Genomic DNA, 23,648 nt, shown 5'->3' with positions numbered 1-23,648 from the left:
TTTATCTGTATGCGAATTCCAACCTTTGTCATAGGTAAAAGAGCAAATTATGAATACGCAAAATTGTTTCCATTGTGGTAACGATATTGTAAAAACAGAAGAAATCCTTTTTGAGGATAAATCTTTCTGTTGTCTGGGTTGTAAAACGGTATATGAAATTTTCAGCCAAAACGACCTGACGAGTTATTACGATTTCGAAAAAGCGCCGGGTGCGACGCCACAGGAAGTTCACGGAAAATACGATTTTCTCGATAATCGGGAAATCATTTCCAGATTGTTGGAGTTTGAAGAGGAAACGATACATATTGTATCGCTTTATATTCCACATATACATTGCAGTTCCTGTATTTGGATATTGGAAAATCTGCAAAAATTACAAAAAGGGATTAGCCAGTCACAGGTAAATTTTTCGCAAAAAAAAGTGCGGATTACCTATGATCCGCAGATTACCGATCTGAAGACAATCGTACTCCTTTTAAATGCTATTGGGTACGAACCATATATAAGTCTTGAAAATTATGAAGGTATCAGGAAAACCGTCGACAGGAGTTTAATTTACAAAATAGGGGTAGCGTTTTTTTGTTTTGGAAATATAATGCTCCTGTCTTTTCCTGAATATTTTGAAGTTGGCGAATATTGGATTGATCAGTATAAAGATTTCTTCCGTTGGCTGATCTTCGCACTTTCACTTCCCGCATTTTTCTATTCCGGATGGGGATACTATGTATCGGCCTGGAAAAGTATTCAATCGCGTATGCTTAGCATTGATATTCCAATCGCATTGGGAATCATTGTCATGTTTGTCAGAAGTACGGTCGATATCGTGTTCGATTATGGTCAGGGCTTTTTTGACAGTATGTGTGGTCTGATCTTTTTTATGCTACTCGGAAAATTATTTCAACAAAAAACCTATAGTTTCCTATCGTTTGAACGCGATTATAAATCCTATTTTCCAATAGCCGTTACCAAAATTAATCGCGATGGAAGAGAAGAAGCAACACAGGTATATGAGGTTGAAAAAGGAGATCGCTTGCTAATCCGGAACCAGGAGCTTATCCCGGTTGATGGTATACTAATCTCCGAAAATGCCTATATCGACTATAGTTTTGTAACCGGCGAAGAAGTGCCGATTGCCAAAAAATCGGGCGATAAAATTTTTGCCGGCGGGAAACAAATCGGAAAAGTGATCGAAATGGAAGTGCTACATTCCGTTTCACAAAGTTACCTGACACAATTGTGGAGTAACGAAGTTTTTCAGAAAAAAACGAATTTAAAATATAAAACCATTACCGATACCGTAAGCCGTTATTTTACTCCGGCATTGCTATTACTGGCGTTTATCTCGTTTGGTTATTGGATTTTTATAGATACAAACACTGCTTTTAATGTTTTCACTGCCATATTGATTGTAGCCTGTCCTTGTGCGCTGGCACTTACGGCTCCTTTTACACTAGGAAATGTATTGCGGATTATGGGGAATCGGAAACTCTATCTGAAAAACGCTACTGTAATTGAACAAATGGCGAAGGTCGATACCATTGTATTTGATAAAACCGGAACGATTACGTCCAATAAAAAATCGGCAATTGCCTATGAAGGCACACCATTACTGGAAAAAGAAATCGGCAAACTAAAAAACGTACTTCGGGCATCCAATCATCCGTTGAGCAGAAGACTATATGATTTTCTACCGGTTATGGAACTATTGGAAATCCGTGAATTTGAAGAGATCACCGGAAAAGGGATACGGGCTATCGTTGCCAATAGTGAAATCCGTTTGGGTTCGGCAACATTTGTAGGATTGACAAAAACGGAAAAATCAAAACAAACCAATGTCCATGTTAGTATTAATGGTGATTATAAGGGAAAATTCACCTTTGATAACCAATACCGGGAAGGACTGGAAAAATTGTTTGAAAAGTTAAGTCGTAACTATAGTCTTACCGTTCTTTCCGGAGATAATGAAGGCGAACGGGAAAACCTGACGCAATTATTACCGACTGGTACAACCTTGGTTTTTAATCAGAAACCCGAAGAGAAACTCGCTTATATAAAGGAGTTGCAGGAAAAAGGATCCAATGTAATGATGATTGGCGACGGATTAAACGACGCCGGAGCTTTGGCGCAGAGTAATGTGGGAATCTCAATTTCCGAAAATGTAAATGTCTTTTCACCGGCTTGCGACGGTATACTCGATGCCAGTCAGTTTTCTAAAATCGGTTACTTCCTGAAGTTTTCGCATAACGCTATGAAAACCATTATGATGAGTTTTGGGCTGTCACTGTTGTATAATGTTGTAGGACTGAGTTTTGCGGTTACCGGAAACCTTTCGCCGTTGGTTGCCGCGATCATCATGCCGCTTAGTACCATTACGATTGTAAGCTTTGTAACGGTGATGAGTAATTTATATGCCCGGAAAAACAAAAGCTAAAAATGAAAAATATTTTTAAAGTACTGAAAAACAGTATTTTAGAATATTGAAATATATAGGATTACATGATAAATATCATGTTTTTTAATGAGCAGCTAAAGTAATTTTGTTTAACACAATTTTAAGGTATGAGTGTCATTTACATTTTAATCTCCATCAGTATAGTAGTCGCTGCAGTATTTCTGTATGTCTTTATAAAGGCAGTCAGAAGCGGACAGTTTGACGACGATTACACACCATCTGTACGAATGCTTTTCGACGATGAGTTACAAAAGGATAACAAGCAAAAATCAGAAACAAAAATAGAAAAACAGAACTAATTATGGAAGTGCAACAATTTTATTACGACAACAAAATTGTAAAGAAATTCCTGTATGCCTCAATCGTTTTTGGGGTTGTTGGAATGCTCGTCGGGCTCCTTATTGCTACGATGTACCTGTTTCCGAATTTAACCGATGGAATCTCTTGGTTGAGTTACGGACGTTTAAGACCGTTACATACAAATGCCGTTATTTTCGCCTTTGTGGGTAATGCCATCTTTGCCGGGGTCTACTATTCTTTACAGCGATTATTAAAAACCAGAATGTACAGTGATGTACTGAGTAATATCAATTTCTGGGGTTGGCAGTTAATTATCGTTGCCGCTGCCATATCATTACCATTAGGATATACAACATCTAAAGAATATGCAGAGCTGGAATGGCCCATAGATATTGCCATTGCAATTATTTGGGTAGTATTTGGTATTAATATGATAATGACCATTTTGCGAAGAAGGGAGCGCCATTTATATGTCGCAATCTGGTTTTATCTGGCAACATTTGTGACCGTTGCAGTGCTGCATATCTTTAATAGTCTTGCATTACCGGTGAGTGCCATGAAAAGTTACTCGGTTTATGCCGGAGTTCAGGATGCACTGGTACAATGGTGGTACGGACATAATGCGGTGGCATTTTTCCTAACCACACCATTCCTGGGACTGATGTACTATTTCGTTCCAAAAGCAGCAAATCGTCCGGTATATTCCTACCGCTTGTCTATCATCCACTTTTGGTCTTTAATTTTCCTATATATCTGGGCTGGTCCACACCACTTGTTGTACACGGCTTTACCGGATTGGGCACAAAATCTGGGTGTTGTTTTCTCTGTAATGCTAATTGCTCCTTCATGGGGAGGTATGATCAACGGATTACTGACACTAAGAGGAGTTTGGGATAAAGTACGAACCGAACCGGTTTTAAAATTCTTCGTCGTAGCGATCACCGGATACGGTATGGCAACATTCGAAGGGCCAATGTTATCCCTTAAAAATGTAAATGCCATTGCACACTTTACCGATTGGATCGTGGCACACGTACACGTTGGAGCTTTAGCCTGGAACGGTTTTATGACCTTCGGTATGATTTACTGGCTAATCCCGCGTATGACCAAAACACAATTGTATTCGACCAAACTGGCCAATTTCCACTTCTGGATTGGAACGCTAGGGATTATCTTATACGCTTTACCACTATATGTAGCCGGGTTTGTTCAGGCGCAAATGTGGAAACAATTCAACCCGGACGGTTCATTGGTTTATGGTAACTTCCTGGAAACGGTAAAAGAAATCATGCCAATGTATGCGATGAGAGCCGTTGGGGGAACCCTGTTTGTAATTGGTTTACTGGTACTGGTATACAATATTATTATGACCATCAAAGTAGGTCAGAAAATTGAAGACGAATTAGCGGAAGCACCGGAATTACAAAGAATTTCTAGCAGCCGATTAAAAGGTGAAAAATTCCACGGATGGTTGGAAAGAAAACCAATCCAGTTAACAGTTTTGGCAACCATTGCGATTCTAATCGGTGGTATTGTTCAAATCATCCCAACATTGGTGGTAAAATCAAATATCCCGACGATTACAAGTGTAAAACCGTATACACCACTGGAACTGGAAGGACGTGACCTGTATATCCGCGAGGGTTGTGTAGGATGTCACTCTCAAATGGTTAGACCATTCCGTTCGGAAGTTGAACGTTACGGCGAATACTCCAAATCCGGAGAGTATGTTTATGATCACCCGTTCTTATGGGGATCCAAACGAACCGGTCCCGATTTGATGCGGGTAGGAGGAAAATATTCTGACAACTGGCACTTTAACCATATGTGGGACCCACAAAGTACCTCATCAGGTTCCATCATGCCAGGTTATAAATGGCTGTTCGACAACAAACCGATGGATTATTCCAAAACGGAAGATAAAATGAGAGTCATGGTAAAACTGGGTGTTCCATATACCGATCAGGAGATTGCCAATGCGCAGCAAAGTATTAAAGAGCAGTCGCAAAAAATAGAAAAGAATTTACATGCCGATCCGGATTTTGTAAAAAGCTATGAGGAAAGTAAAAAGAATGCTGCGGCCAGAGGCGAAGCTTTTGTACCTATGCACGACCGGGAAATTGTAGCCTTAATTGCCTACTTACAGCGTCTGGGAACAGATATTAAAGTTAAAGATGTAGCAGAAAACCAAAAATAATTTGTCATGCTAAAATTCATCAAACACAATATGGAGACCATTTCAGGAATTGAAATCTATCCGATCATTTCACTACTTATCTTCTTCCTGTTTTTTATAGGGTTGTACGTTTGGGTATTTACTTATAAAAAAGAGAAAATCACCGAAATGAGTAATATCCCTTTTGAAGATCAGGATATGGCCAACAATCAATAATTGTAAGAAATATGAAAAAGTATTTTCCAGTATATGTTCGAATTCCGGTTTTATTTGCCATCTTTTTTATGGCCATGGAATTCTTTATCGACTCCGGCGACAGACCCGCTTTTATCAAGTATCCTATAGTATCGCTAATCTTGTTATTGTTCCTTTTTGTATTGATAGCAATGGAAATTGTCTTAAAAGCGACCAATAATATTCTAGATGCTTTGTTAACGGAAGAACAACGCAAACAAAAAGAAATCGAAGAAAATCTTCCGTTGGCTGAAACACCGTTTGTAAAAAATCTGATGCAAAAACTGACGCGCTCCCGTAAAATGGAAGAAGAAGGCGAGTTGATGATGGATCACGATTACGACGGTATCAAAGAGTTGGACAACGTATTGCCGCCATGGTGGGTGTACCTGTTCTATGCCTGTATCGCTTTCGCCTTTATTTATCTGGTAAAATTCCATATTCTGGGCTATGACGATCAGACTGCGGAATTTGAAAAAGAAATGGCTGAAGCCAAAATAGCAGTGGAAGAATACAAAAAAACGGCACCGGATTTAATGGATAAGGAAAAAGTAACACAACTTACAGATGCTACTTCACTGGCTGCGGGTAAAGCAATCTTTGAAACCAATTGTATCGCTTGTCACCGAAATGATGGAGGTGGTGGTATCGGACCGAATTTAACCGACGATCACTGGATCCTTGGTGGCGGAATCAAAAATGTGTTCAATACCATTATGGAAGGTGGACGTGACGGAAAAGGAATGGTATCGTGGAAAGCGATTATCAAACCATCCGATATTCAGAAAGTGGCCAGTTATGTGTTGAGTCTGCAAGGTTCCAATCCAAAAGATGGGAAAGCACCGGAAGGTGATGTTTGGAAAGACGACAGTGCTCCGGCTACCGACGCTGCCAAACCGGCTGACAGTCTTCAAACGGCTGCTGTAACCCTAAAATAAAACAACACCTCAGGGTTCATAACCCTGAGGTCAAATCAAAAATATCATGTCTAGTTTACCCGATGAAAGTTTTAGAGATAGTATCGGAACTATCGATAAAGAAGGTAAAAGAGCTTGGGTTTTCCCTAAAATTCCGAAAGGAAAATTCTACGAAAAAAGAAAGCTGGTCAGCTATTTTCTGTTAGCCTTCTTGTTTTCGGCCCCTTTTATTAAAATTAACGGAAATCAGTTTCTGTTATTTAATGTGTTGGATCGGAAGTTTAATTTTTTTGGATTTCCATTCTGGCCACAGGATTTCCACCTGGTGGTGATTTCCATGATCGTTGGCGTTGTATTCGTAACCTTGTTTACCGTTGCCTTCGGACGTATTTTTTGTGGATGGATTTGTCCGCAGACCATTTTTATGGAAATGGTTTTCCGACGAATCGAATTCTGGATCGATGGCGACAGAGGGGCACAAATGCGTCTGGCCAAACAAGAGTGGAATGCCGAAAAAATACGAAAAAGAGTTACCAAATGGATCGTGTTCTTTATCATATCGTTTTTAATTGCCAATGTATTTCTGGCCTATCTGGTTGGAAGTGACCACGTACTCGAAATGGTAAAAGAAGGGCCGTTTCACAATACAAATACATTGATCGCCTTGCTGATTTTTACAGCAGTGTTCTATTTTGTTTTTGTATCATTCCGGGAACAGGTCTGTATCATAGCTTGTCCTTACGGGCGTTTACAGGGCGTGTTATTGGATAATAAGTCAATTGTTGTGGCCTACGATCATGTGAGAGGAGAAGGTGAAAACGGAAGAGCCAAATTCCGTAAAAATGAAGACCGATCACAAGTCGGAAAAGGCGATTGTATCGATTGCCGACAATGTGTAAACGTATGTCCAACCGGAATCGATATCCGAAACGGAACGCAATTGGAATGTATCAATTGTACCGCTTGTATTGACGAATGTGATCACATCATGGAGAGTGTCAACCTGCAAAAAGGGTTGATTCGCTATGCATCCGAAGATGAAATTGTAAAAAAAGAAAAATTCGTCTTTACGGCGCGAATGAAAGGTTATGTATCCGTTCTGATAATATTAACCGGTGTTTTTATTGGAATGTTATTCCTGAGAAACGAAGTAGAAGCCACCGTATTGCGATTACCGGGACAATTGTACGAACGAAAAGGGGAAAACATTAGCAATGTGTTTACCTATAAGATCGTCAATAAAACCGTAAAAGATTTTAATAAGGTACACTTTAAATTAGTAGATCCTAAAGGAAAAATTATAGTAGTGGGAAAACCACAGTTCCAGATTAAAAAAGAAGGAATGGCTCAGGGAACATTGTTTATCGAGATCCATCCGGCTTTTCTAAAAGGAGATAAAACCAAAATAACGATTGAAGTCTATGACGGAGACGTATTGATTGAAACCACAACGACCAATTTTTTAGGTCCGCGGAGTTTTAACTAAAGAATCGTTTATAAACCCTTAAAAAAAAACGCACCATGAAAGTAAATTGGGGAACCAGCATCGTAATCGCTTTCGGATTGTTTATCACTTTTATCATGTACTTCGTATTTAAAGTACAGTCTGATAAAAATTATGATCACGAAATGGTTACAGAAGAATATTATAAAAAAGAAATGAGCTTTCAACAACAGCTCGATAAAGAACAAAATGCGGCCGACTTAACCGAAAAAGTGACAGTCTCCGCAACACCAGAAGGTATTATGATTGCTTTTCCGGCAAGTTTCAATAAAGACAAAATCAAAGGAAAAGTGTCCCTTTACAGACCGTCCAACCAGAAACTGGACTTCGAAGTTCCGATTTCGTTGTCTGCTTCAAATTTGCTCATACCTAAAACAAATTTGGTGGACGGTCGCTGGGACATTGCTATCGATTGGGAATACGAAGGAAAAGCCTATTTAAACAAGTTAGTAGTCAATTTGTAATTTTTGGTTTGTAGTCAGGAGGTTTTTTAATAGTTTTTTGGTTGTCTTCTGGCTACAAACTAAATTAATCCGGAATGGTATGTTGCTTTCTGCATTTATATTCGGTTTGGTAAGTAGTTTGCACTGCATCGGTATGTGTGGTCCTATTGCCATGATGTTACCGGTAGACCAACACAATCCCGCAAAAAAAGTCATTCAGATATTGTTGTACCATAGTGGTCGCTTAACGGCCTATGCGGCATTGGGATTAGTTTTCGGAATTGTAGGGAAAGGTCTTTATCTGGCCGGACTACAACAACAAATGTCTATCATAGCCGGAATACTAATGATTATAGTCGTTCTCGTTCCGGAGAAAATCCTCGCGCGCTATAATTTTTCAAAACCGGTTTATCGCATGCTTTCCAAAATCAAAAGTAGTTTAGGAAATCAGTTTAAAAAGAAAAGTTATAAAGCACTTTTTACAATAGGATTATTAAACGGATTGCTGCCTTGTGGATTGGTATATGCTGCTTTGTTCGGTGCCATTGCCATGCAAAGCGAATCACTCGGAGTAGTATACATGCTACTTTACGGATTGGGAACAGTCCCAATGATGAGTACGGTTGTATATGCTTCCAATTGGATAAGTCAGCCAATACGGAACAAAATAGGAAAAATAATTCCTTATGTGGCCGTATGTATCGGCATGCTATTTATATTAAGAGGACTTGGACTTGGAATTCCGTATGTTTCTCCAAGTAATATGAGTCTTTTTGTTAGAGGTGAAGCGCATTGCGGCTAAGAAACCAAAGCTTTTCGGACTTGTTTTCGCAATTCCGGGATAACCTCTTCTTCAAACCAGGGATTCTTTTTTTGCCAGATCCGGTTTCGCGGTGAAGGATGAACCAAAGGAAAATAATCCGGTAAAAAATCGCGATAATGCGACACATTCTCTGTCAGCGTTCGATAGGAGCGCTCCTTAAGATAGTACGACTGAGCATATGATCCGATCAACAAAATAAGTTTTATATCCGTAAGTGCCGTAAAAAGCTGCGGATGCCAGGTTGGAGCACATTCCGGTCTTGGTGGTAAATCGCCCGATTTGCCCGTACCCGGAAAACAAAAGCCCATTGGAACGATACCAAATAATGACGGATCATAAAATTCTGCCGGTGCTACAGCTAACCAACGTCTTAATTCTTCTCCACTAGCATCATTCCATGGAATTCCGCTATCATGCGCCTTTCTTCCGGGTGCCTGTCCGATAATTAAAATCCGGGAGGTGTCGGAAAATGAAAGGATGGGCTTGGGTGGATACGGTAATGATGCCTGGCATATTGTACAGTTAGTAATTCTATTTAATAGCGAATCCATAATAATTGATTTAGATCGGAGTGCATTACTGTATAAAAGTACTATTTCTAACCGTATTTTGATTGAATGAAAGTTATATCGAATCCAAACTTTTAAAAATTTGGAGTAATGGAAAGACAAAAGCCGGAAATACCGGCTTTAGAGACTTTATTTTAGCGACGAATTTTTTAAATGGTCATGGAAAATAATTGTGTTTCGGGTGCTTTTCGTTTTAAACGTAAATCAAAAGCCATACATATATTGCGAACAAACGGTTTCCCTTTTTCGGTAACGGTAATACCGTCATCGGTGATTTTTAATAATCCGTCTTTTTCTATTTCCTGTAAAGAGGCGATGATGCTCTCTTGTTCCGGAAATTGTTCTTCATTGTCCCATTTGGTCTGAAACCGGCACATCAGATTTAAAATATGACGACGAATGATCAAATCTTCATGAGTTAGAATATGACCTTTAAAAACAGCCAGTTCGTTTTTTTCCAGACGGGCATAATAGTCTTCCAGTGTTTTCTCATTTTGAGCAAAAGCATACCAGCTATCACTAATGGACGATACGCCTAATCCAATCATCAATTGTGTTTTGGAAGAAGTATAACCCATAAAATTGCGATGCAGTTTTCCGTTTTGAAACGCATCATACATAGTATCGTCTTCAATCGCAAAATGATCCATACCGATTTCATAAAAACCGTTTTTTTCCAGCATCATTTTCCCGACCTCATAAAGTTGTCTTTTTTTCTGGTCTTTTGGAACATCTTCATCTTTAAAACCGCGTTGCCCGTTTCCTTTAATCCACGGTACATGAGCATAACTGTAAAATGCCAGTCGATGAGGTGCCAGTGATTTTGTTTTTTCGATCGTATCGATCACATCTTCCAGTTTTTGAAATGGCAAACCAAATACCAGATCGTGTGAAATAGAAGTATAGCCGATTTCTTTGGCCCAAAAAGTTACTTTGGCCACATTATGGAACGATTGTTCGCGATGGATCGCTTTCTGAACGGCAGGACTGTAATCCTGAACACCAAAACTTACCCGGCGAAATCCCAGTTCATAAAGCTTTACAAGATGTGCCCGGGTTGTATTGTTGGGATGTCCTTCAAAGCTGAATTCGTAGTTATCCATACGGTTGGCACGACTCAAAATTCCATTGATCAAAAGTTCAAGGTTTTCCGGAGAAAAAAAGGTAGGTGTACCACCGCCCAAATGGATTTCCCGGATATTCGGTGTTTCCGGAAAGGTATCGCAATACAATGCCCATTCCTTTAAAACGGCCTGAATATAGGTGTCTTCAACATCATGACGTTTGGTAATCCGTTTGTGACATCCGCAAAAAGTACACAGACTTTCGCAAAACGGTAGATGAATATAAAGACTAATGCCTTCGGAAGTATTGCTCTCCCGAAACGAACGGATATACGTATCGCGCCATGCCGCAACAGAAAACTGCGAATCGTCCCAATACGGAACCGTTGGATAGCTTGTATAGCGCGGTCCGGGAACATTATATTTTTGAACTAGTGAAATTGCCATAACCTAAAACTGAATTTTCAACAAACAAAATTAAATTATAGGACTTCGAAAAAAAATGATATTTATCATACGAAAACATTGGCAGACGATTACAGACATTTTTTGTACTTTTAGGCCTTTAATATTGGACGATTATGAAACTGAAAATTTTTAAACTGTTATTTTTTGTATTGTTTTTTACCGCTTGTCAGGCACAGGTAAAACAAGGAACCCAATTGGTTAACCCGGAAGTTTTTGAAAAAACAATTACAGCCAATAAAGGACAACTGATCGATGTGCGTACTCCAAAAGAATACCAGTCCGGTCACTTGAAAGGTGCTAAAAACCTGCATATCTACGAAAAGAACTTCGGAGAGGAAGTGGACAAATTGGATAAAACAAAACCGGTTTATGTGTATTGCAAAGCCGGAGGAAGAAGTGCTGAAGCGGTTGAAATCCTACAAGAAAAAGGGTTTAAAAAGATCGTGGAACTGGACGGCGGTATCGACGCATGGAATGATCAGAAAAAACCGGTGGAAAAATAAGACTTTTACTACATGACAAACCTGGATTATATATTTTTATTTTTGTGTCTGCTGATCCTTTGTATCGCTGGCTATCTCTTGTATAGACTGCAACAGCTGGAAAAAGAGAAAAAGTATATGCAGGTTAAATATGTGGATTTTGAAGAGCGTTTCAACCATTTGCAATTGGAAACACTCGAATCCAAACTGAATCCGCATTTGTTTAAAAATATATTAAATTCGATACAATCACATGCCTATCAAACGTATTTTGCGATGGATAAGCTGTCGAATGTTCTGGATTATATCTTGTATGAAAGTAGGAGGCGTTTTGTGAGCCCAAAAGAAGAAATTGATTTCGCTTTAAACCTGATTGAGATTAATAAAATCAAAATTAGTCCACTGTTTGCCCTTACGGTAAAAAAGAAAATCGACGAAACGGATGCCTCGTACCAACAACAGTTAATGGCTCCGCTAATTTCGATTGATCTGATTGAAAATGCATTTAAACATGCCGATTTACAAAGTGCCGATGCTTTTATTACGGTTGTTATCGAATTAAAAGGTCAGGTTTTTTCAATGACGGTGACCAATAAAATATCCAGTAAAGCGGCCTTTAAAAAAGACAATAGCGGACTAGGATCGGAAACCTTGGAACAACGATTAAAGATTATTTATAAAAACCATTATAAACTGGACAAATTCATTGAAGGAGATGTCTATGTTGCACAATTAAAAATTGATTTACGTGAGTACAAAACTCAAATGCTTGCTTCTTGACGACGAATTACCGGGATTAACCTATCTTAAAATGCTTTGTGAGCAAATTCCCGAATTGGAAGTGATCAAAGCTTTTAATAACCCGGAAACGTTTCTTGCCGAATGTAATAAGTATGATTTTGACCTTTTGATTTCCGATATTGAGATGCCGGGAATGAATGGATTACAAGTCGCTAACTTATTGGAAGGGAAGGCAATTATTTTTACGACAGCCTACAAAGACTTTGCGGCCGAAGCATACGACCTTGATGCGGTGGATTATGTCGTAAAACCAATTAAAAAAGAGCGCCTGCAACAAGCCATTCAAAAAGCGTTAAAACGTTTTGAGACTACAAAAACGACTCGAAAACACCTACAGTTAAATACCGATAAAGGTAAAACCATATTGTCGATCGATCAGATTTTCTTTATCAAATCGGCAGAAACCGATAGCCGGGATAAAGTGATTTATCTACAGGATCTTACCAATTTTGTCGCTAAAAATTACTCTTTTGACAAGTTGTTAAAACAATTGCCTGCGGAAGAATTTTGCCGGATCAATAAAAAAGAAGCTTTGGCCATTAAAAACATACAGTTTTATTCGCACGACGAGATTACTGCGAATGTGATGATGGCAAATGGTAAGCCGTTTAGTTTTGGTTTAAGTGAAAGTTACCGACCGGAATTTGTAGAGAAAGTGAAGCTATAGTATTTCGTTACAATTTTTGCCGGCTTCGTTACAAGAGGCGTTTTTAATATTACGAATTCATTTTTTTTCAAGGCTTTATATAGCATATTTGCACCAAAATAAGTGTAAGCCAAAATGATAACTTATGAAAAATTTTAAAAATAGCTTTTTTTATGTCGGCGTATTGGGAGTCGCTTTTGCGGCCATGTATTGGACCGTCCAAAACGGAAAGGTTCTGGAAGGTGGCCGTCATATTGTATTGCCCAATTCCGGGAATAGCCAATGGCAGGAATTTTTGGCATCTCTAATTCATAATCTGACACATCCGTTAGCGATTTTATTAGCACAAATTGTGACCATTGTTTTTGTGGCACGTTTGTTCGGAGAGTTATGTAAAAAAATAGGCCAACCAATGGTCATCGGTGAAATACTTGCCGGTATCGTACTAGGTCCCTCGCTTGTAGGAACCTATTTTCCGGAGTTTTCCAATTTATTATTTCCGGAAGCCTCATTAGGGAATTTACAGTTCCTGAGTCAGATCGGATTAATCCTTTTTATGTTTGTGGTCGGGATGGAACTCGATCTGAAAGTACTCCAAAATAAAGCCAAAGAAGCAGTGGTTATCAGCCATGCGAGTATCGTAATTCCGTTTACCCTCGGTATGGTTCTGGCTTATTTTATTTACACCCAATTTGCCCCGGATGGTGTAGAATTCCTTTCGTTTGCTTTGTTTACCGGTATCGCAATGAGTATTACGGCTTTCCCGGTATTGGCACGTATTGTACAGGAAAGAGGATTACATCGAACCAAACTTGGTGCAATGGTAATTACCTGTGCCGCAGCCGATGATATTACAGCCTGGTGTATTCTGGCCGCTGTAATCGCAATCGTTAAGGCCGGTTCGTTTTTAAGTTCCTTATATATTATAGCATTGGCGATTATCTATGTGATTCTAATGCTAAAAGTGGTGCGCCCGTTCCTAAAAAGAATCGGGGAATTGTACACCAGTAAAGAAAGCATTACCAAATCGGTTGTAGCAATATTTTTCCTGACGTTATTAATCTCATCATATGCTACGGAAGTAATTGGTATTCACGCTTTATTCGGAGCTTTTATGGCCGGAGCGATTATGCCGGACAATATGCGTTTTCGAAATATCTTTATCGAAAAAGTGGAGGACGTTTCGCAGGTAATGTTACTACCGTTGTTTTTCGTTTTCACCGGATTACGTACGCAAATCGGACTTTTGGATGATCCGTATTTATGGAAAATCTGTGGTTTGATTGTATTAGTAGCGGTTGTTGGAAAATTTGTAGGAAGTACGATAACGGCCAGATTCGTAGGTCAGAACTGGCGCGATAGTCTAATGATTGGCGCGCTGATGAATACCAGAGGATTGATGGAGTTGGTCGTGTTAAATATCGGATATGATTTAGGCGTGTTAAAACCGGAAATCTTTGCGATGATGGTTATCATGGCCTTGGCTACAACCTTAATGACCGGACCGGCTTTAGATTTGATCAATTTTATATTCAAGACCAAAGACGAGATTATCCCGGCTGAAATCAGTCAGGTAAGTAAATATAAGGTATTGGTGTCGTTCGATACGCCCGAAGAAGGAAAAGGTTTATTACGACTTGCGAATACTTTTGTTAAGAAGATGAAGAAAAATGCGATGGTTACAGCCATGCATATTCCGTCGAGTAATGAAGTACATCCCTTTAATGTGGAAGAATTCGAAGAACAATGTTTTAAACCGGTATTAGCCGAATCGAAAGAGTTAAAACAAAAGGTGACTACTTTGTTTAAAACCTCAACCGATGTGGATTCGGATATTATCGAAGTCTCCAATAAAGGTGAATTTGACCTGGTTTTGGTCGCTTTAGGACAATCTATTTTTGAAGGCACACTATTGGGAAAAATCCTTGGATTTACAACCCGTATCATCAATCCGGAAAACCTTTTGAATAAGTTTACCGGTAAGGAAAAACTATTCGAAAATTCACCGTTTGACGAACGTACCGAGCAAATTCTGGCAAAAACAGAAGTTCCGGTAGGGGTGTTGGTGAACAAAAATTTTGAAAAAGCCGATCGCGTTTTTGTGACCTTATTCGATGATTCCGATGCTTTCCTGATCGAATACGCCCAAAAGCTTATCGCAAATGTCGAATCGCAGGTAACGGTTTTGGATGTGGTTGGAAATATTAAAAATAATGCGACAATCAAAGAAGGTATCCGTGCAATCGAACAACAGGCGCCCAATCATATTAAGTTATTAAACGAACGCAAAATAGAAAAGGACTTTTTACAGGATCAAGATTTAATGATCATTAGTGTTGATAGCTGGAAAAAACTGGTAGAATCCAGAAGTACCTGGCTAAATAATACACCATCATTACTCATCTTAAAACCTTAAAAAGAAGTTAAGAATTTAAAATACCGTTGGCAAATTGTATTTTTGACAGTATATTTAGAATATGAAAATAGCTGTTAAAAATATGGTTTGCCAACGTTGCGTTTTGGCCGTTACCCAAATCCTGGATCAAATGGATCTTCCATACCAACAGGTTACGATGGGTGAAGTGACACTTGCGGATTCCGTTTCGGAAGAAAAACGGCAACAGTTTTCGGAGGCTTTGGAGGCGATTGGTTTTGAAATTATCGATGACAAACGCAAGCAGCTTATTGAAAAAGTGAAAACAACGATTATCAATTTTATTCATCACGATCAGGAAAAAACAAAACTGACGTTATCGGAATTCCTATCGGATAAAGTACAATACGACTATAATTATCTGAGTGGTCTTTTTTCGGAAATGGAAGGGATTACGATCGAAAAATACCTGATCAACCAAAAGATCGAGAAGGTAAAAGAGCTGATTGTTTACGATGAATTGTCGTTAAAACAAATTGCCGATTTGTTAGGCTACAGTAGTGTAGCGTATCTGAGTAATCAGTTTAAAAAAGTAACGGGATTAACACCGTCGCACTTTAAGAACATCCGTTCGGAAAAACGAATTCCGTTAGACAAAGTGTAAATCTTACAACTCCATTATAAAATTCTACAATAGTTTTCTGCGCATTCCGGTCTAACTTTGTTCTAACAAAAACAAATAACGATATGGAAGCCATTACTAAAAATTTTCCGGTAACCGGAATGACCTGTGCTTCATGTGCGGTAAGCGTGGAGAGTATGTTGAAACATCAAAAAGGTGTTATTGATGCCGCAGTTAATTATGCGAATGCCTCTGCCAAAGTAGAATACGATTCGAATGTTGCTTCGCTCGACGATTTTAAAAAAGCAATGCAAGCCATTGGTTACGATATGATCATTGAAGAAGATGTCAATGTAAACGTGCTAGTCGAAACCCAACAAAAAAATCATTACGAAGAACTAAAAAAGAAAACGATAGGCGCGTCGCTACTAACCCTTCCGGTTTTTATCATCGGGATGTTTTTTATGGATATGCCCTACGGAAATGAAATCATGTGGTTTTTTGCCACACCGGTTTTGTTCTGGTATGGAAAAGATTTCTTTATAAATGCCTGGAAACAGTTAAAACACCGTTCGGTCAATATGGATACTCTGGTCGCACTGAGTACCGGTATTGCCTATATTTTTAGTGTTTTTAATACCCTTTTTGCCGATTTCTGGCATCAAAGAGGACTACATGCCCATGTTTATTTTGAAGCGGCTACGGTGGTGATCGCGTTTATTCTTTTGGGTAAATTATTGGAAGAGAAGGCTAAAGGAAATACGGCTTCGGCAATTAAAAAACTGATGGGATTACAACCCAAAACGGTAACCGTGGTAAAAGACAACGGGGAGTTTATGGAAGCGCCAATCGAATCGATTGTGTTAGATGATCTGATTCTGGTAAAACCCGGAGAGAAAATTGCCGTAGATGGGGAAGTGGTTTCCGGAAGTTCGTTTGTAGACGAAAGTATGATTTCCGGAGAGCCGGTACCGGTTGAAAAGGGAATCGGAGCGACTGTTTTTGCCGGAACACTCAACCAAAAAGGTAGTTTACAGTTCCGGGCGCGGAAAGTAGGCGGGGATACCTTACTGGCGCATATCATTAAAATGGTACAGAATGCACAGGGTAGTAAAGCACCGGTTCAAAAACTGGTCGATAAAATTGCCGGGATATTTGTACCGATTGTGGTAGGAATTTCAATCCTGACCTTAATTATATGGCTGATTTTTGGCGGTGAAAACGGATTTACCCAAGGCTTAATGGCGATGGTAACGGTATTGGTAATTGCCTGTCCGTGTGCTTTAGGATTGGCTACACCAACGGCTATTATGGTTGGTGTTGGAAAAGGAGCCGAACAGGGCATTCTGATAAAAGATGCCGAAAGTCTGGAATTGGCTCAAAAAGTAGATACCATTATTTTGGATAAAACAGGGACAATTACGGAAGGAAAACCAAAAGTTACCGCTACAAAATGGTTACACGATAATGCGGCTAAAGCATCGATCTTAAAAACCATTGAAAAACAGTCAGAACATCCATTAGCACAGGCGGTGGTTGAAGAATATGCCTTGTTGGATACTGTTAGTCTGGATCATTTCGAAAGCATTACCGGATTTGGCGTAAAAGCAATAGCCGGCGGCGAAACCTATTTTGTTGGAAATCAGAAATTGATGGAAAATGAAAAGATTCGCATTTCAGACGAATTACAGCGATTTGCAGACGAATATTACCAAAATGCAGCTACGGTATTGTTTTTTGGTTCGACTCAGGAAGTGTTGGCTATTATCGCGGTTCAGGATGCGATTAAACCAACATCGGTACAGGCTATCGAAGAATTGCAACGCGACGGTATCGAAGTGATTATGCTAACGGGTGATAATGAGGCAACGGCTTCTTCCGTTTCCAGACAACTCAACATTAAGCGGTACAAAGCGGGTGTATTGCCACAGGATAAATCGGAGTTTGTAAAACAATTGCAACACGAAGGTCGCGTGGTGGCTATGGTTGGCGACGGAATTAACGATAGTGCGGCACTGGCGCAGGCCAATGTGAGTATTGCGATGGGTAAAGGATCGGATATTGCGATGGATGTTGCACATATGACGATCATTTCGTCCGATTTGAAAAAAATCCCGGTGGCGATTCACTTGTCAAAACAAACCGTAAAAACAATCAAACAAAACCTGTTTTGGGCGTTTATCTATAACGTTATCGGAATTCCGATTGCCGCCGGCGTATTGTTCCCGATTAACGGATTTTTACTAAACCCGATGATTGCCGGAGCGGCTATGGCAATGAGCTCTGTGAGTGTGGTGAGCAACAGTTTACTTTTAAAATTTAAAAAATAAATACAATGAAAACGATGAAATTTAAAACCAATATTAAATGTGCCGGATGTATCGAAAAAGTGACTCCGGTGTTAAATCCGCTTGTGGGTTCGGATAACTGGAAAGTGGATACCGAAAACCCGCAAAAGATTCTGACCATTAACAGCGATACGGTTTCCGAAGCTACGTTAGCGGAACAATTAAAAAATGTAGGTTATATAATTGAGAAAGTAACCGAATAAAAAAACAGCTGTCGGATTCTTATGATCTGACAGCTGTTCCGGATTAATCTTTAATTTGTACACCTGATCTGTTTTTAAAATGGGTCGGGTGTTTTTATTTTAGGATTTATTCACCGTTTTTATCCACTACGATACGGTTAGGGCGATTGGCCAGTTCCCATGCGGTAGCAAAAGCCAGTTTGGCTCTTTTTTCCAGTAAGTCGTACTCAATTTTGTCCGGAGTGTCACCCGGTTGGTGGTAATCTTCATGAACACCATTAAAGAAAAAGATCGCCGGTACACCGTGTTTCGCAAAGTTATAATGGTCGGAACGGAAATAGATTTGTTCCGGATCGTTTCGGTCGTTGTATTTGTAATCCAATAACAGGTTTACATATTTTTTATTGGCCTCTTCGTTGATGTTATGCAAATCCGTACTCAAACGGTCGGAACCGATCACATACACATAGTTACCATTGTCTTTATGTGCCGGATCACGTCGTCCGATCATATCGATATTGATATCGGCAATCGTGTTTTTTAATGGGAATAACGGATGTTCGGAATAGTAGCGGGATCCGTGTAATCCGTGTTCTTCTCCGGTCACATGTAGAAAAAGGATCGAACGTTTTGGTCCGTGGCCGGCTTTTTTGGCATCCATAAAAGCCTGAGCGATTTCCAGTAACGCTACCGTTCCGGAACCATCATCATCGGCACCATTATAAATCTCTCCGTTTTTCATCCCTACGTGATCATAGTGCGCGGAAATCACCAATACCTCATCCGGTTTTTCAGAACCTTCGATATAGGCCCAGATATTTTCCGAGTCTCCTAATTTAGGACTAAAGGGACGCACCATAAATTCGGAAGGAACTTTCTGATAAAAACTATCAGCTCCTTTTGGATAGGAAATCCCCATTTTTTTGTACTCGGCAATCAGGTATTCGCCGGCTTTTTTCTGTCCCGGTTCGCCGGTATTACGCCCCTGCATCTCGTCGGAAGCTACAATATAAAGGTGTTTTTTTAATTCTTCCTTATTAATTGTGTTCATATACTTGGATACATAATCCTTGGAGGAACTATTCTTCTGGGAAGAACAGCTGCTCAAAAACAGGGAAAGTGCGAGACCGCAAAGAAATATTTTTTTCATTGGTTTTGGAGTTGTAGGTTGTATGCTTATTTATATGTAGCCTAAAATACTATTTTGTTTCAATTGAAAAGTGAATTTTATTTATTATTTATTTTTAAGGTTAAAAAAGTAAATAATAAATACTAATCAAAACATTCCATTAGTAATAAATCACCTGATGTGTGTTCGATGCAAACCAGTCCGTCTTCATTTACATGATTACTGCTTCCGGTTCGATAACCAATGGTTAAGGTATCGTTTTGCAATGGATAGAATAGGTTTTTAGAGTGGATACCTGCTACGGTTCCTATCGGAATTAAGGAAAGTATCGTATGGGCCGGATACCATTTTTCAAACTTTTTTGGTAGCAGGAATACTTTTGAATGATCGTCCAGTATTACAATCTTCAGAAGGTTGCGGTAGCGGACAATATTGGTGATGTTGCTAATGGTATGATCAGCTCTTCTTCCGGTAGCCCAAACGACATTAACAGCCGGTATTTTTCGTTCGATAAGATAGTCAAAGGCCTTTTCCAGATCGGTTTTGTCCTGGTCGGGTGTATGAACAATTTCAATCGGATATTGGGTTTGACGGTAAAATTCCGCATCAAAATCACGGTCGAAGTCCCCTAAGAGTACATCTACTTTGATTCCGAGATCCAGAACGCGTTCCATAGCCGAATCGAGTACGATGACTAAAGGCGACCATTCCAACAGCTGTCCGAGCAATTCGTCGTTACAGGGCGCTCCGTTGGCAATAATTAAGGCCGGTTCCTGGTCGTCGCGGACAATATGGTGTGAAGACATTTGTTTACTTTTGAGTTATTCCAAAAGTAAGCAATGATTTTAAAACAAAAAAGACAACCGGTGAAAGTTGTCTTTTAGATTTTTATTCAATAACATAATTGGTTTCGGCGACTTCCGACAGGCTAAAATACCCGAGGGGATAATTGGCCTGATTGTTTTGGTTGATCACATTACCGCGTACGGTAGCCGGTGGCGTTTGGAACGGTCCGCCGCCGCCTTGTGCCACACTAATCAAAATGTTCATATAATTGTAATATTGTTTGGAAATCCCCATTAAACGGATGTTTACGTTATCGTTAACTTTCAGATCTTCGTGCGAATAAATATCGAAAGTCGTGTTTCCCTGTACAAAACGGTCGTCGCTGGAACGGAAAACAGCCAAAGTATTATTGCGAATATAACGGAATAAATAGTAGTTGTCTTCGTCTCCGGGATCGTTATAAAAGGTCTTTAACTCAATTTGATCACCGGTAAAACCACCGTCGTTTTTCTGTTCGATATTCAGAATATCGACAACGCTTTTTAAGGTTTCGGTCGCTTTATAGGTTACGCCATTGCTAACGATGGTCAGGGTATAGGTTTCTCCTAAAACCGGTTGGAAATTGGTACAGATATATTCACCGGGTACGGCTTCCAAAAAGTTAAAATCAACGTTACTGCTGTTGGTTACGACCACAGTGGCACCGCTTACTTTCGGAATTTCCGTACCGAAATAATCGGCGGTGGTGGTTAAATAGATTACCTGATTATTACCTGTTGTCCCTTTAATCCAGTTAAGGGCGGCATCCACAACCAATCGGGGCGGAGCACTGTCCAGTTTAACATCGACAACTTCTTCGCAGCTATTCAGCATCAGAATTGCAAACAGGAATGTGAAATATTTTAATATGGTTTTCATAATGATACGTTCTTAATGGATACTTTAGAATTTGAAGTTATACGTTACCGATGGTACAATTCCGAAAATAGAAAGTTTTATCGCTTCGTTTCGGGCCGTATCTTCGTTTTGACGGAAACTGATTGAGGCTGCGTTTTTGCGGCTGTACAGGTTGTAAATACTAAATACCCATTCGCCTTGCCATCCTTTTTTCTTTTCCGGTTTCGGTGTATAGGTTGCCGATACATCCAGGTGGTGGTATAACGGAAGGTTATTGTCGTTACGGCTACCGTAGCTCGGTACCGAAATTCCCTGATAAATATACTGTCCGTTTGGATAGGTTACCGGTTGACCGGATTGTAACGCGAAGATGGCTCCGAAAGTCCATTTTTCGGTATGGGTATACGATCCAGTGATCGAAAGGTTATGGGTTTTGTCGTATCCGGTACGGTACCAGTCACCGTTATTGATTCCGGTTTCGTTTGGCGTTCTTCCCGGTGTTTGCTGTTCGGAACGGGATAAAGTATAGGATACCCAACCGGTTAATTTTCCGGTGTTTTTGCGTAACAATACTTCCAAACCGTAGGCGCGGGCTTTTCCGTTAAGGATTACCTGTTCGATTGCGTTATTGGCAATTAGATCGGCTCCGTCAATATAGTCGACGCGGTTTTTGATGTTTTTGTAAAAGGTTTCCACTTCAAGGGAATATTTATCCTCATTGAAATTACGGAAATAACCAATCGCATATTGATCCAATGTCTGCGGTTTTAAGAAATTATCACTTGGCGCCCATACGTCTAAAGGCGTAGGAGAAGCCGTATTGGAAATCAAATGCAAATACTGACTCATACGGTTGTAACTCGCCTTTATGGATTGATCATCGTTTAAAGCATAGGAAACGGCGACACGAGGTTCAAAATTATCAAAGCTGGCGATGGTTTTATTTCGTCCGAAGTATTCGCTTCCGGTAGGTGTTGCTTTTTCGTAAATCTTTAAATCGTCGTTAAAAATAACCGCCTGATTGTTTGCGTAGGTGTTGATTTTTTGTTGTCCCAAACGGTAGAACATCGAATAGCGCAAACCGTAGTTAACGGAAAGGTTTTCGGTTAGTTTTTGTTCGGCATCGATATAAAATGAAGGCTCAAAGGCATATTTTTTATCCAATTGATCTGCGTTGATACCGGAATTCGGTTTGTTTGGTTCAATAGTTCCCGGGTTAAAATCATAATAAATAGCATTCACACCGTAGCTCAATTGTAGCTTATTGGAAATATAGTGTTTCAGATCGTATTTAAAGTTATAGTTTTTAATACCCGAATCCCAGTTAAATCCAACAAAGTCTAGTGTTAGTCCATAATAGTAGTCGCTATAAATCATTGACATATTGGAGAATAATTTATCGGAAAACAAATGATTCCAACGCAGATTAACCACGGTATTACCATAGGTATTCTTAAAGCTATCATTTAAATCAAACACATCACGACCAAAATAACCAGATAGATACAGGTTATTATTATCGTTTAATTTATAGCTTAGTTTGGTGTTTAAATCATAGAAATAAGCGGAGTTTTTATTGTCCGTCATTTTCAGGAATAAATGCGCGTAGGAACTTCTTCCGGCTACCAGAAACGAACCGCGGTCTTTGGTAATTGGCCCTTCGGCCAATAGACGGCTGGAAATTAATCCGATACCACCATTCATGTGGAATTCTTTACTGTTTCCTTCCTTTTGGTAAATGTCTAAAACAGAGGATAGTCGGCCACCAAATCGAGCCGGAATACCGCCTTTATACAGTTTCAGATCTTTGATCGCATCGGAATTAAAAACCGAAAAGAAACCGAAAAGGTGAGAGGAATTGTAAATAGTAGCCTCGTCCAGTAAGATCAGGTTCTGATCGGCTGCGCCACCACGTACGTTAAATCCTGAGGCGCCTTCACCGGCATTGGTTACTCCGGGAAGTGTCAGAATTGACTTTAAAACGTCGGTTTCTCCTAAAACAACCGGCATTTTTTTGATTTCTTTAATGGAAAGTTTGTTAACACTCATCTCCGGTCGGCGAATATCGACCTTTTTCTTGTTTTCGGTGATAACCACTTCCTGTAGTTCTCGTGAGTTTTCGCCTAATGCGAAGTTTTTACGGGTGTTTTGGTTCAGATTAAGCGTTTCTTCAACACCTTGATACCCCATATAGTTTATCTGTACGGTGTAGGTTCCCTTCGGAACGGTAATCGAGTAGAAGCCATACTCGTTTGTTGTAGCACCTGTTTGCAGGCTTTTGATGTAAACCGTTACCCCAATCAGGGTTTCGTTGTTCCGGGTATCCGAAATGGTACCGCTTAATGTCACTTTCTCCTGGGCAAATATGCCGACTGAGCAAAAAAACAGGCAAATAAAAAGTTTAAAGTTCATTTTTTTTGATAATTGTCGT

The 23,648-nt window shown here is 39.7% G+C and carries 21 protein-coding genes; 15 read left to right on the top strand and 6 right to left on the bottom strand.

Annotation, left to right across the window (positions count from 1 at the left end; genetic code table 11):
- The first annotated feature begins 49 nt into the window (after nucleotides 1-49).
- From AAFN64_RS11185 to AAFN64_RS11150, 8 genes are all read left to right on the top strand, one after another.
- A complete protein-coding gene (locus AAFN64_RS11185) occupies nucleotides 50-2,431 on the top strand; it encodes a heavy metal translocating P-type ATPase metal-binding domain-containing protein (RefSeq protein WP_347760488.1) in 2,382 nt (793 codons plus the stop codon).
- Between the two features lie 128 nt (nucleotides 2,432-2,559).
- Nucleotides 2,560-2,751, top strand: coding sequence for a cbb3-type cytochrome oxidase assembly protein CcoS (gene ccoS, locus AAFN64_RS11180; protein ID WP_300484850.1), 192 nt, complete (start codon nucleotides 2,560-2,562; stop codon nucleotides 2,749-2,751).
- Between the two features lie 2 nt (nucleotides 2,752-2,753).
- A complete protein-coding gene (gene ccoN / locus AAFN64_RS11175) occupies nucleotides 2,754-4,949 on the top strand; it encodes a cytochrome-c oxidase, cbb3-type subunit I (protein WP_347760487.1) in 2,196 nt (731 codons plus the stop codon).
- Between the two features lie 6 nt (nucleotides 4,950-4,955).
- Complete coding sequence (locus AAFN64_RS11170; RefSeq protein ID WP_136401240.1) at nucleotides 4,956-5,144, top strand: CcoQ/FixQ family Cbb3-type cytochrome c oxidase assembly chaperone; 189 nt, start codon at nucleotides 4,956-4,958, stop codon at nucleotides 5,142-5,144.
- A gap of 11 nt (nucleotides 5,145-5,155) precedes the next feature.
- A complete protein-coding gene (locus AAFN64_RS11165; protein ID WP_300484855.1) occupies nucleotides 5,156-6,100 on the top strand; it encodes a cbb3-type cytochrome c oxidase N-terminal domain-containing protein in 945 nt (314 codons plus the stop codon).
- Nucleotides 6,101-6,146: 46 nt separating this feature from the next.
- Entirely contained in the window at nucleotides 6,147-7,565 is a 1,419-nt protein-coding gene (gene ccoG / locus AAFN64_RS11160; protein ID WP_300484857.1) for a cytochrome c oxidase accessory protein CcoG, read from the top strand.
- A 35-nt stretch (nucleotides 7,566-7,600) separates the two neighbouring features.
- A complete protein-coding gene (locus AAFN64_RS11155) occupies nucleotides 7,601-8,047 on the top strand; it encodes a FixH family protein (RefSeq protein ID WP_300484859.1) in 447 nt (148 codons plus the stop codon).
- 79 nt (nucleotides 8,048-8,126) lie between these two features.
- A complete protein-coding gene (locus AAFN64_RS11150; protein ID WP_347760486.1) occupies nucleotides 8,127-8,828 on the top strand; it encodes a sulfite exporter TauE/SafE family protein in 702 nt (233 codons plus the stop codon).
- Here AAFN64_RS11150 and AAFN64_RS11145 read toward each other — a convergent pair.
- Together AAFN64_RS11145 and hemN are read right to left on the bottom strand one after the other, a co-directional pair.
- The gene (locus tag AAFN64_RS11145; RefSeq protein ID WP_347760485.1) at nucleotides 8,825-9,400 is read right to left on the bottom strand and encodes a uracil-DNA glycosylase family protein; all 576 of its coding nucleotides are present in this window, start codon (nucleotides 9,398-9,400) and stop codon (nucleotides 8,825-8,827) included. The two genes, AAFN64_RS11150 and AAFN64_RS11145, sit on opposite strands and share 4 nt — an antisense overlap.
- A 167-nt stretch (nucleotides 9,401-9,567) precedes the next feature.
- Nucleotides 9,568-10,929 carry an oxygen-independent coproporphyrinogen III oxidase gene (gene hemN, locus AAFN64_RS11140; protein ID WP_347760484.1) on the bottom strand — a complete coding sequence of 454 codons (1,362 nt, stop codon included), beginning with the start codon at nucleotides 10,927-10,929 and terminating at the stop codon, nucleotides 9,568-9,570.
- A 134-nt stretch (nucleotides 10,930-11,063) separates the two neighbouring features.
- On the opposite strand from hemN, the gene AAFN64_RS11135 reads away from it, so the two are divergent.
- The 7 genes from AAFN64_RS11135 to AAFN64_RS11105 all read left to right on the top strand — a co-directional run bounded on the left by AAFN64_RS11135 (nucleotide 11,064) and on the right by AAFN64_RS11105 (nucleotide 18,426).
- Nucleotides 11,064-11,453, top strand: coding sequence for a rhodanese-like domain-containing protein (locus tag AAFN64_RS11135; RefSeq protein ID WP_300484867.1), 390 nt, complete (start codon nucleotides 11,064-11,066; stop codon nucleotides 11,451-11,453).
- A gap of 117 nt (nucleotides 11,454-11,570) precedes the next feature.
- The gene (locus AAFN64_RS11130; protein WP_347760483.1) at nucleotides 11,571-12,212 is read left to right on the top strand and encodes a histidine kinase; all 642 of its coding nucleotides are present in this window, start codon (nucleotides 11,571-11,573) and stop codon (nucleotides 12,210-12,212) included.
- Nucleotides 12,181-12,900 (top strand): response regulator transcription factor, encoded by a 720-nt coding sequence (locus tag AAFN64_RS11125; RefSeq protein ID WP_347760482.1) that lies wholly within the window; start codon nucleotides 12,181-12,183, stop codon nucleotides 12,898-12,900. The genes AAFN64_RS11130 and AAFN64_RS11125 overlap by 32 nt, the downstream gene beginning before the upstream one ends.
- 124 nt (nucleotides 12,901-13,024) lie before the next feature.
- Complete coding sequence (locus AAFN64_RS11120) at nucleotides 13,025-15,295, top strand: cation:proton antiporter (RefSeq protein WP_300484873.1); 2,271 nt, start codon at nucleotides 13,025-13,027, stop codon at nucleotides 15,293-15,295.
- A gap of 61 nt (nucleotides 15,296-15,356) precedes the next feature.
- Nucleotides 15,357-15,917 carry an AraC family transcriptional regulator gene (locus AAFN64_RS11115; protein WP_347760481.1) on the top strand — a complete coding sequence of 187 codons (561 nt, stop codon included), beginning with the start codon at nucleotides 15,357-15,359 and terminating at the stop codon, nucleotides 15,915-15,917.
- Nucleotides 15,918-16,000: 83 nt separating this feature from the next.
- On the top strand, nucleotides 16,001-18,205 hold the full coding sequence (locus AAFN64_RS11110; protein WP_347760480.1) for a heavy metal translocating P-type ATPase: 2,205 nt from the start codon (nucleotides 16,001-16,003) through the stop codon (nucleotides 18,203-18,205).
- Nucleotides 18,206-18,210: 5 nt separating this feature from the next.
- Nucleotides 18,211-18,426, top strand: coding sequence for a hypothetical protein (locus AAFN64_RS11105; protein WP_300484877.1), 216 nt, complete (start codon nucleotides 18,211-18,213; stop codon nucleotides 18,424-18,426).
- A gap of 106 nt (nucleotides 18,427-18,532) precedes the next feature.
- Here AAFN64_RS11105 and AAFN64_RS11100 read toward each other — a convergent pair whose 3' ends face one another.
- The 4 genes from AAFN64_RS11100 to AAFN64_RS11085 all read right to left on the bottom strand — a co-directional run bounded on the left by AAFN64_RS11100 (nucleotide 18,533) and on the right by AAFN64_RS11085 (nucleotide 23,629).
- Nucleotides 18,533-19,555, bottom strand: a complete 1,023-nt coding sequence (locus AAFN64_RS11100) for a M28 family metallopeptidase (protein WP_300484878.1) — start codon at nucleotides 19,553-19,555, stop codon at nucleotides 18,533-18,535.
- Nucleotides 19,556-19,677: 122 nt separating this feature from the next.
- Entirely contained in the window at nucleotides 19,678-20,340 is a 663-nt protein-coding gene (locus AAFN64_RS11095) for a thiamine diphosphokinase (RefSeq protein ID WP_300484880.1), read from the bottom strand.
- Between the two features lie 82 nt (nucleotides 20,341-20,422).
- Entirely contained in the window at nucleotides 20,423-21,238 is an 816-nt protein-coding gene (locus AAFN64_RS11090) for a DUF4249 domain-containing protein (protein ID WP_347760479.1), read from the bottom strand.
- A gap of 24 nt (nucleotides 21,239-21,262) precedes the next feature.
- Nucleotides 21,263-23,629: a TonB-dependent receptor gene (locus tag AAFN64_RS11085; protein WP_347760478.1), complete on the bottom strand. Its 2,367-nt coding sequence runs from the start codon at nucleotides 23,627-23,629 to the stop codon at nucleotides 21,263-21,265.
- Nucleotides 23,630-23,648 lie beyond the last annotated feature (19 nt).

Source organism: Flavobacterium sp. CAU 1735 (assembly GCF_039888695.1).
GTDB lineage: Bacteria > Bacteroidota > Bacteroidia > Flavobacteriales > Flavobacteriaceae > Flavobacterium.
This window is presented reverse-complemented; position numbering and strand designations above follow the sequence as displayed.

Coding starts and splice junctions, on each gene's coding strand:
- AAFN64_RS11155 (WP_300484859.1), top strand. CDS start 7,601: ATGAAAGTAAATTGGGGAACCAGCATCGTAATCGCTTTCGGATTGTTT.
- AAFN64_RS11105 (WP_300484877.1), top strand. CDS start 18,211: ATGAAAACGATGAAATTTAAAACCAATATTAAATGTGCCGGATGTATC.
- AAFN64_RS11135 (WP_300484867.1), top strand. CDS start 11,064: ATGAAACTGAAAATTTTTAAACTGTTATTTTTTGTATTGTTTTTTACC.
- AAFN64_RS11110 (WP_347760480.1), top strand. CDS start 16,001: ATGGAAGCCATTACTAAAAATTTTCCGGTAACCGGAATGACCTGTGCT.
- AAFN64_RS11085 (WP_347760478.1), bottom strand. CDS start 23,629: ATGAACTTTAAACTTTTTATTTGCCTGTTTTTTTGCTCAGTCGGCATA.
- AAFN64_RS11165 (WP_300484855.1), top strand. CDS start 5,156: ATGAAAAAGTATTTTCCAGTATATGTTCGAATTCCGGTTTTATTTGCC.
- AAFN64_RS11130 (WP_347760483.1), top strand. CDS start 11,571: ATGCAGGTTAAATATGTGGATTTTGAAGAGCGTTTCAACCATTTGCAA.
- AAFN64_RS11090 (WP_347760479.1), bottom strand. CDS start 21,238: ATGAAAACCATATTAAAATATTTCACATTCCTGTTTGCAATTCTGATG.
- AAFN64_RS11120 (WP_300484873.1), top strand. CDS start 13,025: ATGAAAAATTTTAAAAATAGCTTTTTTTATGTCGGCGTATTGGGAGTC.
- AAFN64_RS11170 (WP_136401240.1), top strand. CDS start 4,956: ATGCTAAAATTCATCAAACACAATATGGAGACCATTTCAGGAATTGAA.
- AAFN64_RS11095 (WP_300484880.1), bottom strand. CDS start 20,340: ATGTCTTCACACCATATTGTCCGCGACGACCAGGAACCGGCCTTAATT.
- ccoS (WP_300484850.1), top strand. CDS start 2,560: ATGAGTGTCATTTACATTTTAATCTCCATCAGTATAGTAGTCGCTGCA.
- AAFN64_RS11115 (WP_347760481.1), top strand. CDS start 15,357: ATGAAAATAGCTGTTAAAAATATGGTTTGCCAACGTTGCGTTTTGGCC.
- AAFN64_RS11150 (WP_347760486.1), top strand. CDS start 8,127: ATGTTGCTTTCTGCATTTATATTCGGTTTGGTAAGTAGTTTGCACTGC.
- AAFN64_RS11185 (WP_347760488.1), top strand. CDS start 50: ATGAATACGCAAAATTGTTTCCATTGTGGTAACGATATTGTAAAAACA.
- ccoN (WP_347760487.1), top strand. CDS start 2,754: ATGGAAGTGCAACAATTTTATTACGACAACAAAATTGTAAAGAAATTC.
- AAFN64_RS11100 (WP_300484878.1), bottom strand. CDS start 19,555: ATGAAAAAAATATTTCTTTGCGGTCTCGCACTTTCCCTGTTTTTGAGC.
- AAFN64_RS11145 (WP_347760485.1), bottom strand. CDS start 9,400: ATGGATTCGCTATTAAATAGAATTACTAACTGTACAATATGCCAGGCA.
- hemN (WP_347760484.1), bottom strand. CDS start 10,929: ATGGCAATTTCACTAGTTCAAAAATATAATGTTCCCGGACCGCGCTAT.
- ccoG (WP_300484857.1), top strand. CDS start 6,147: ATGTCTAGTTTACCCGATGAAAGTTTTAGAGATAGTATCGGAACTATC.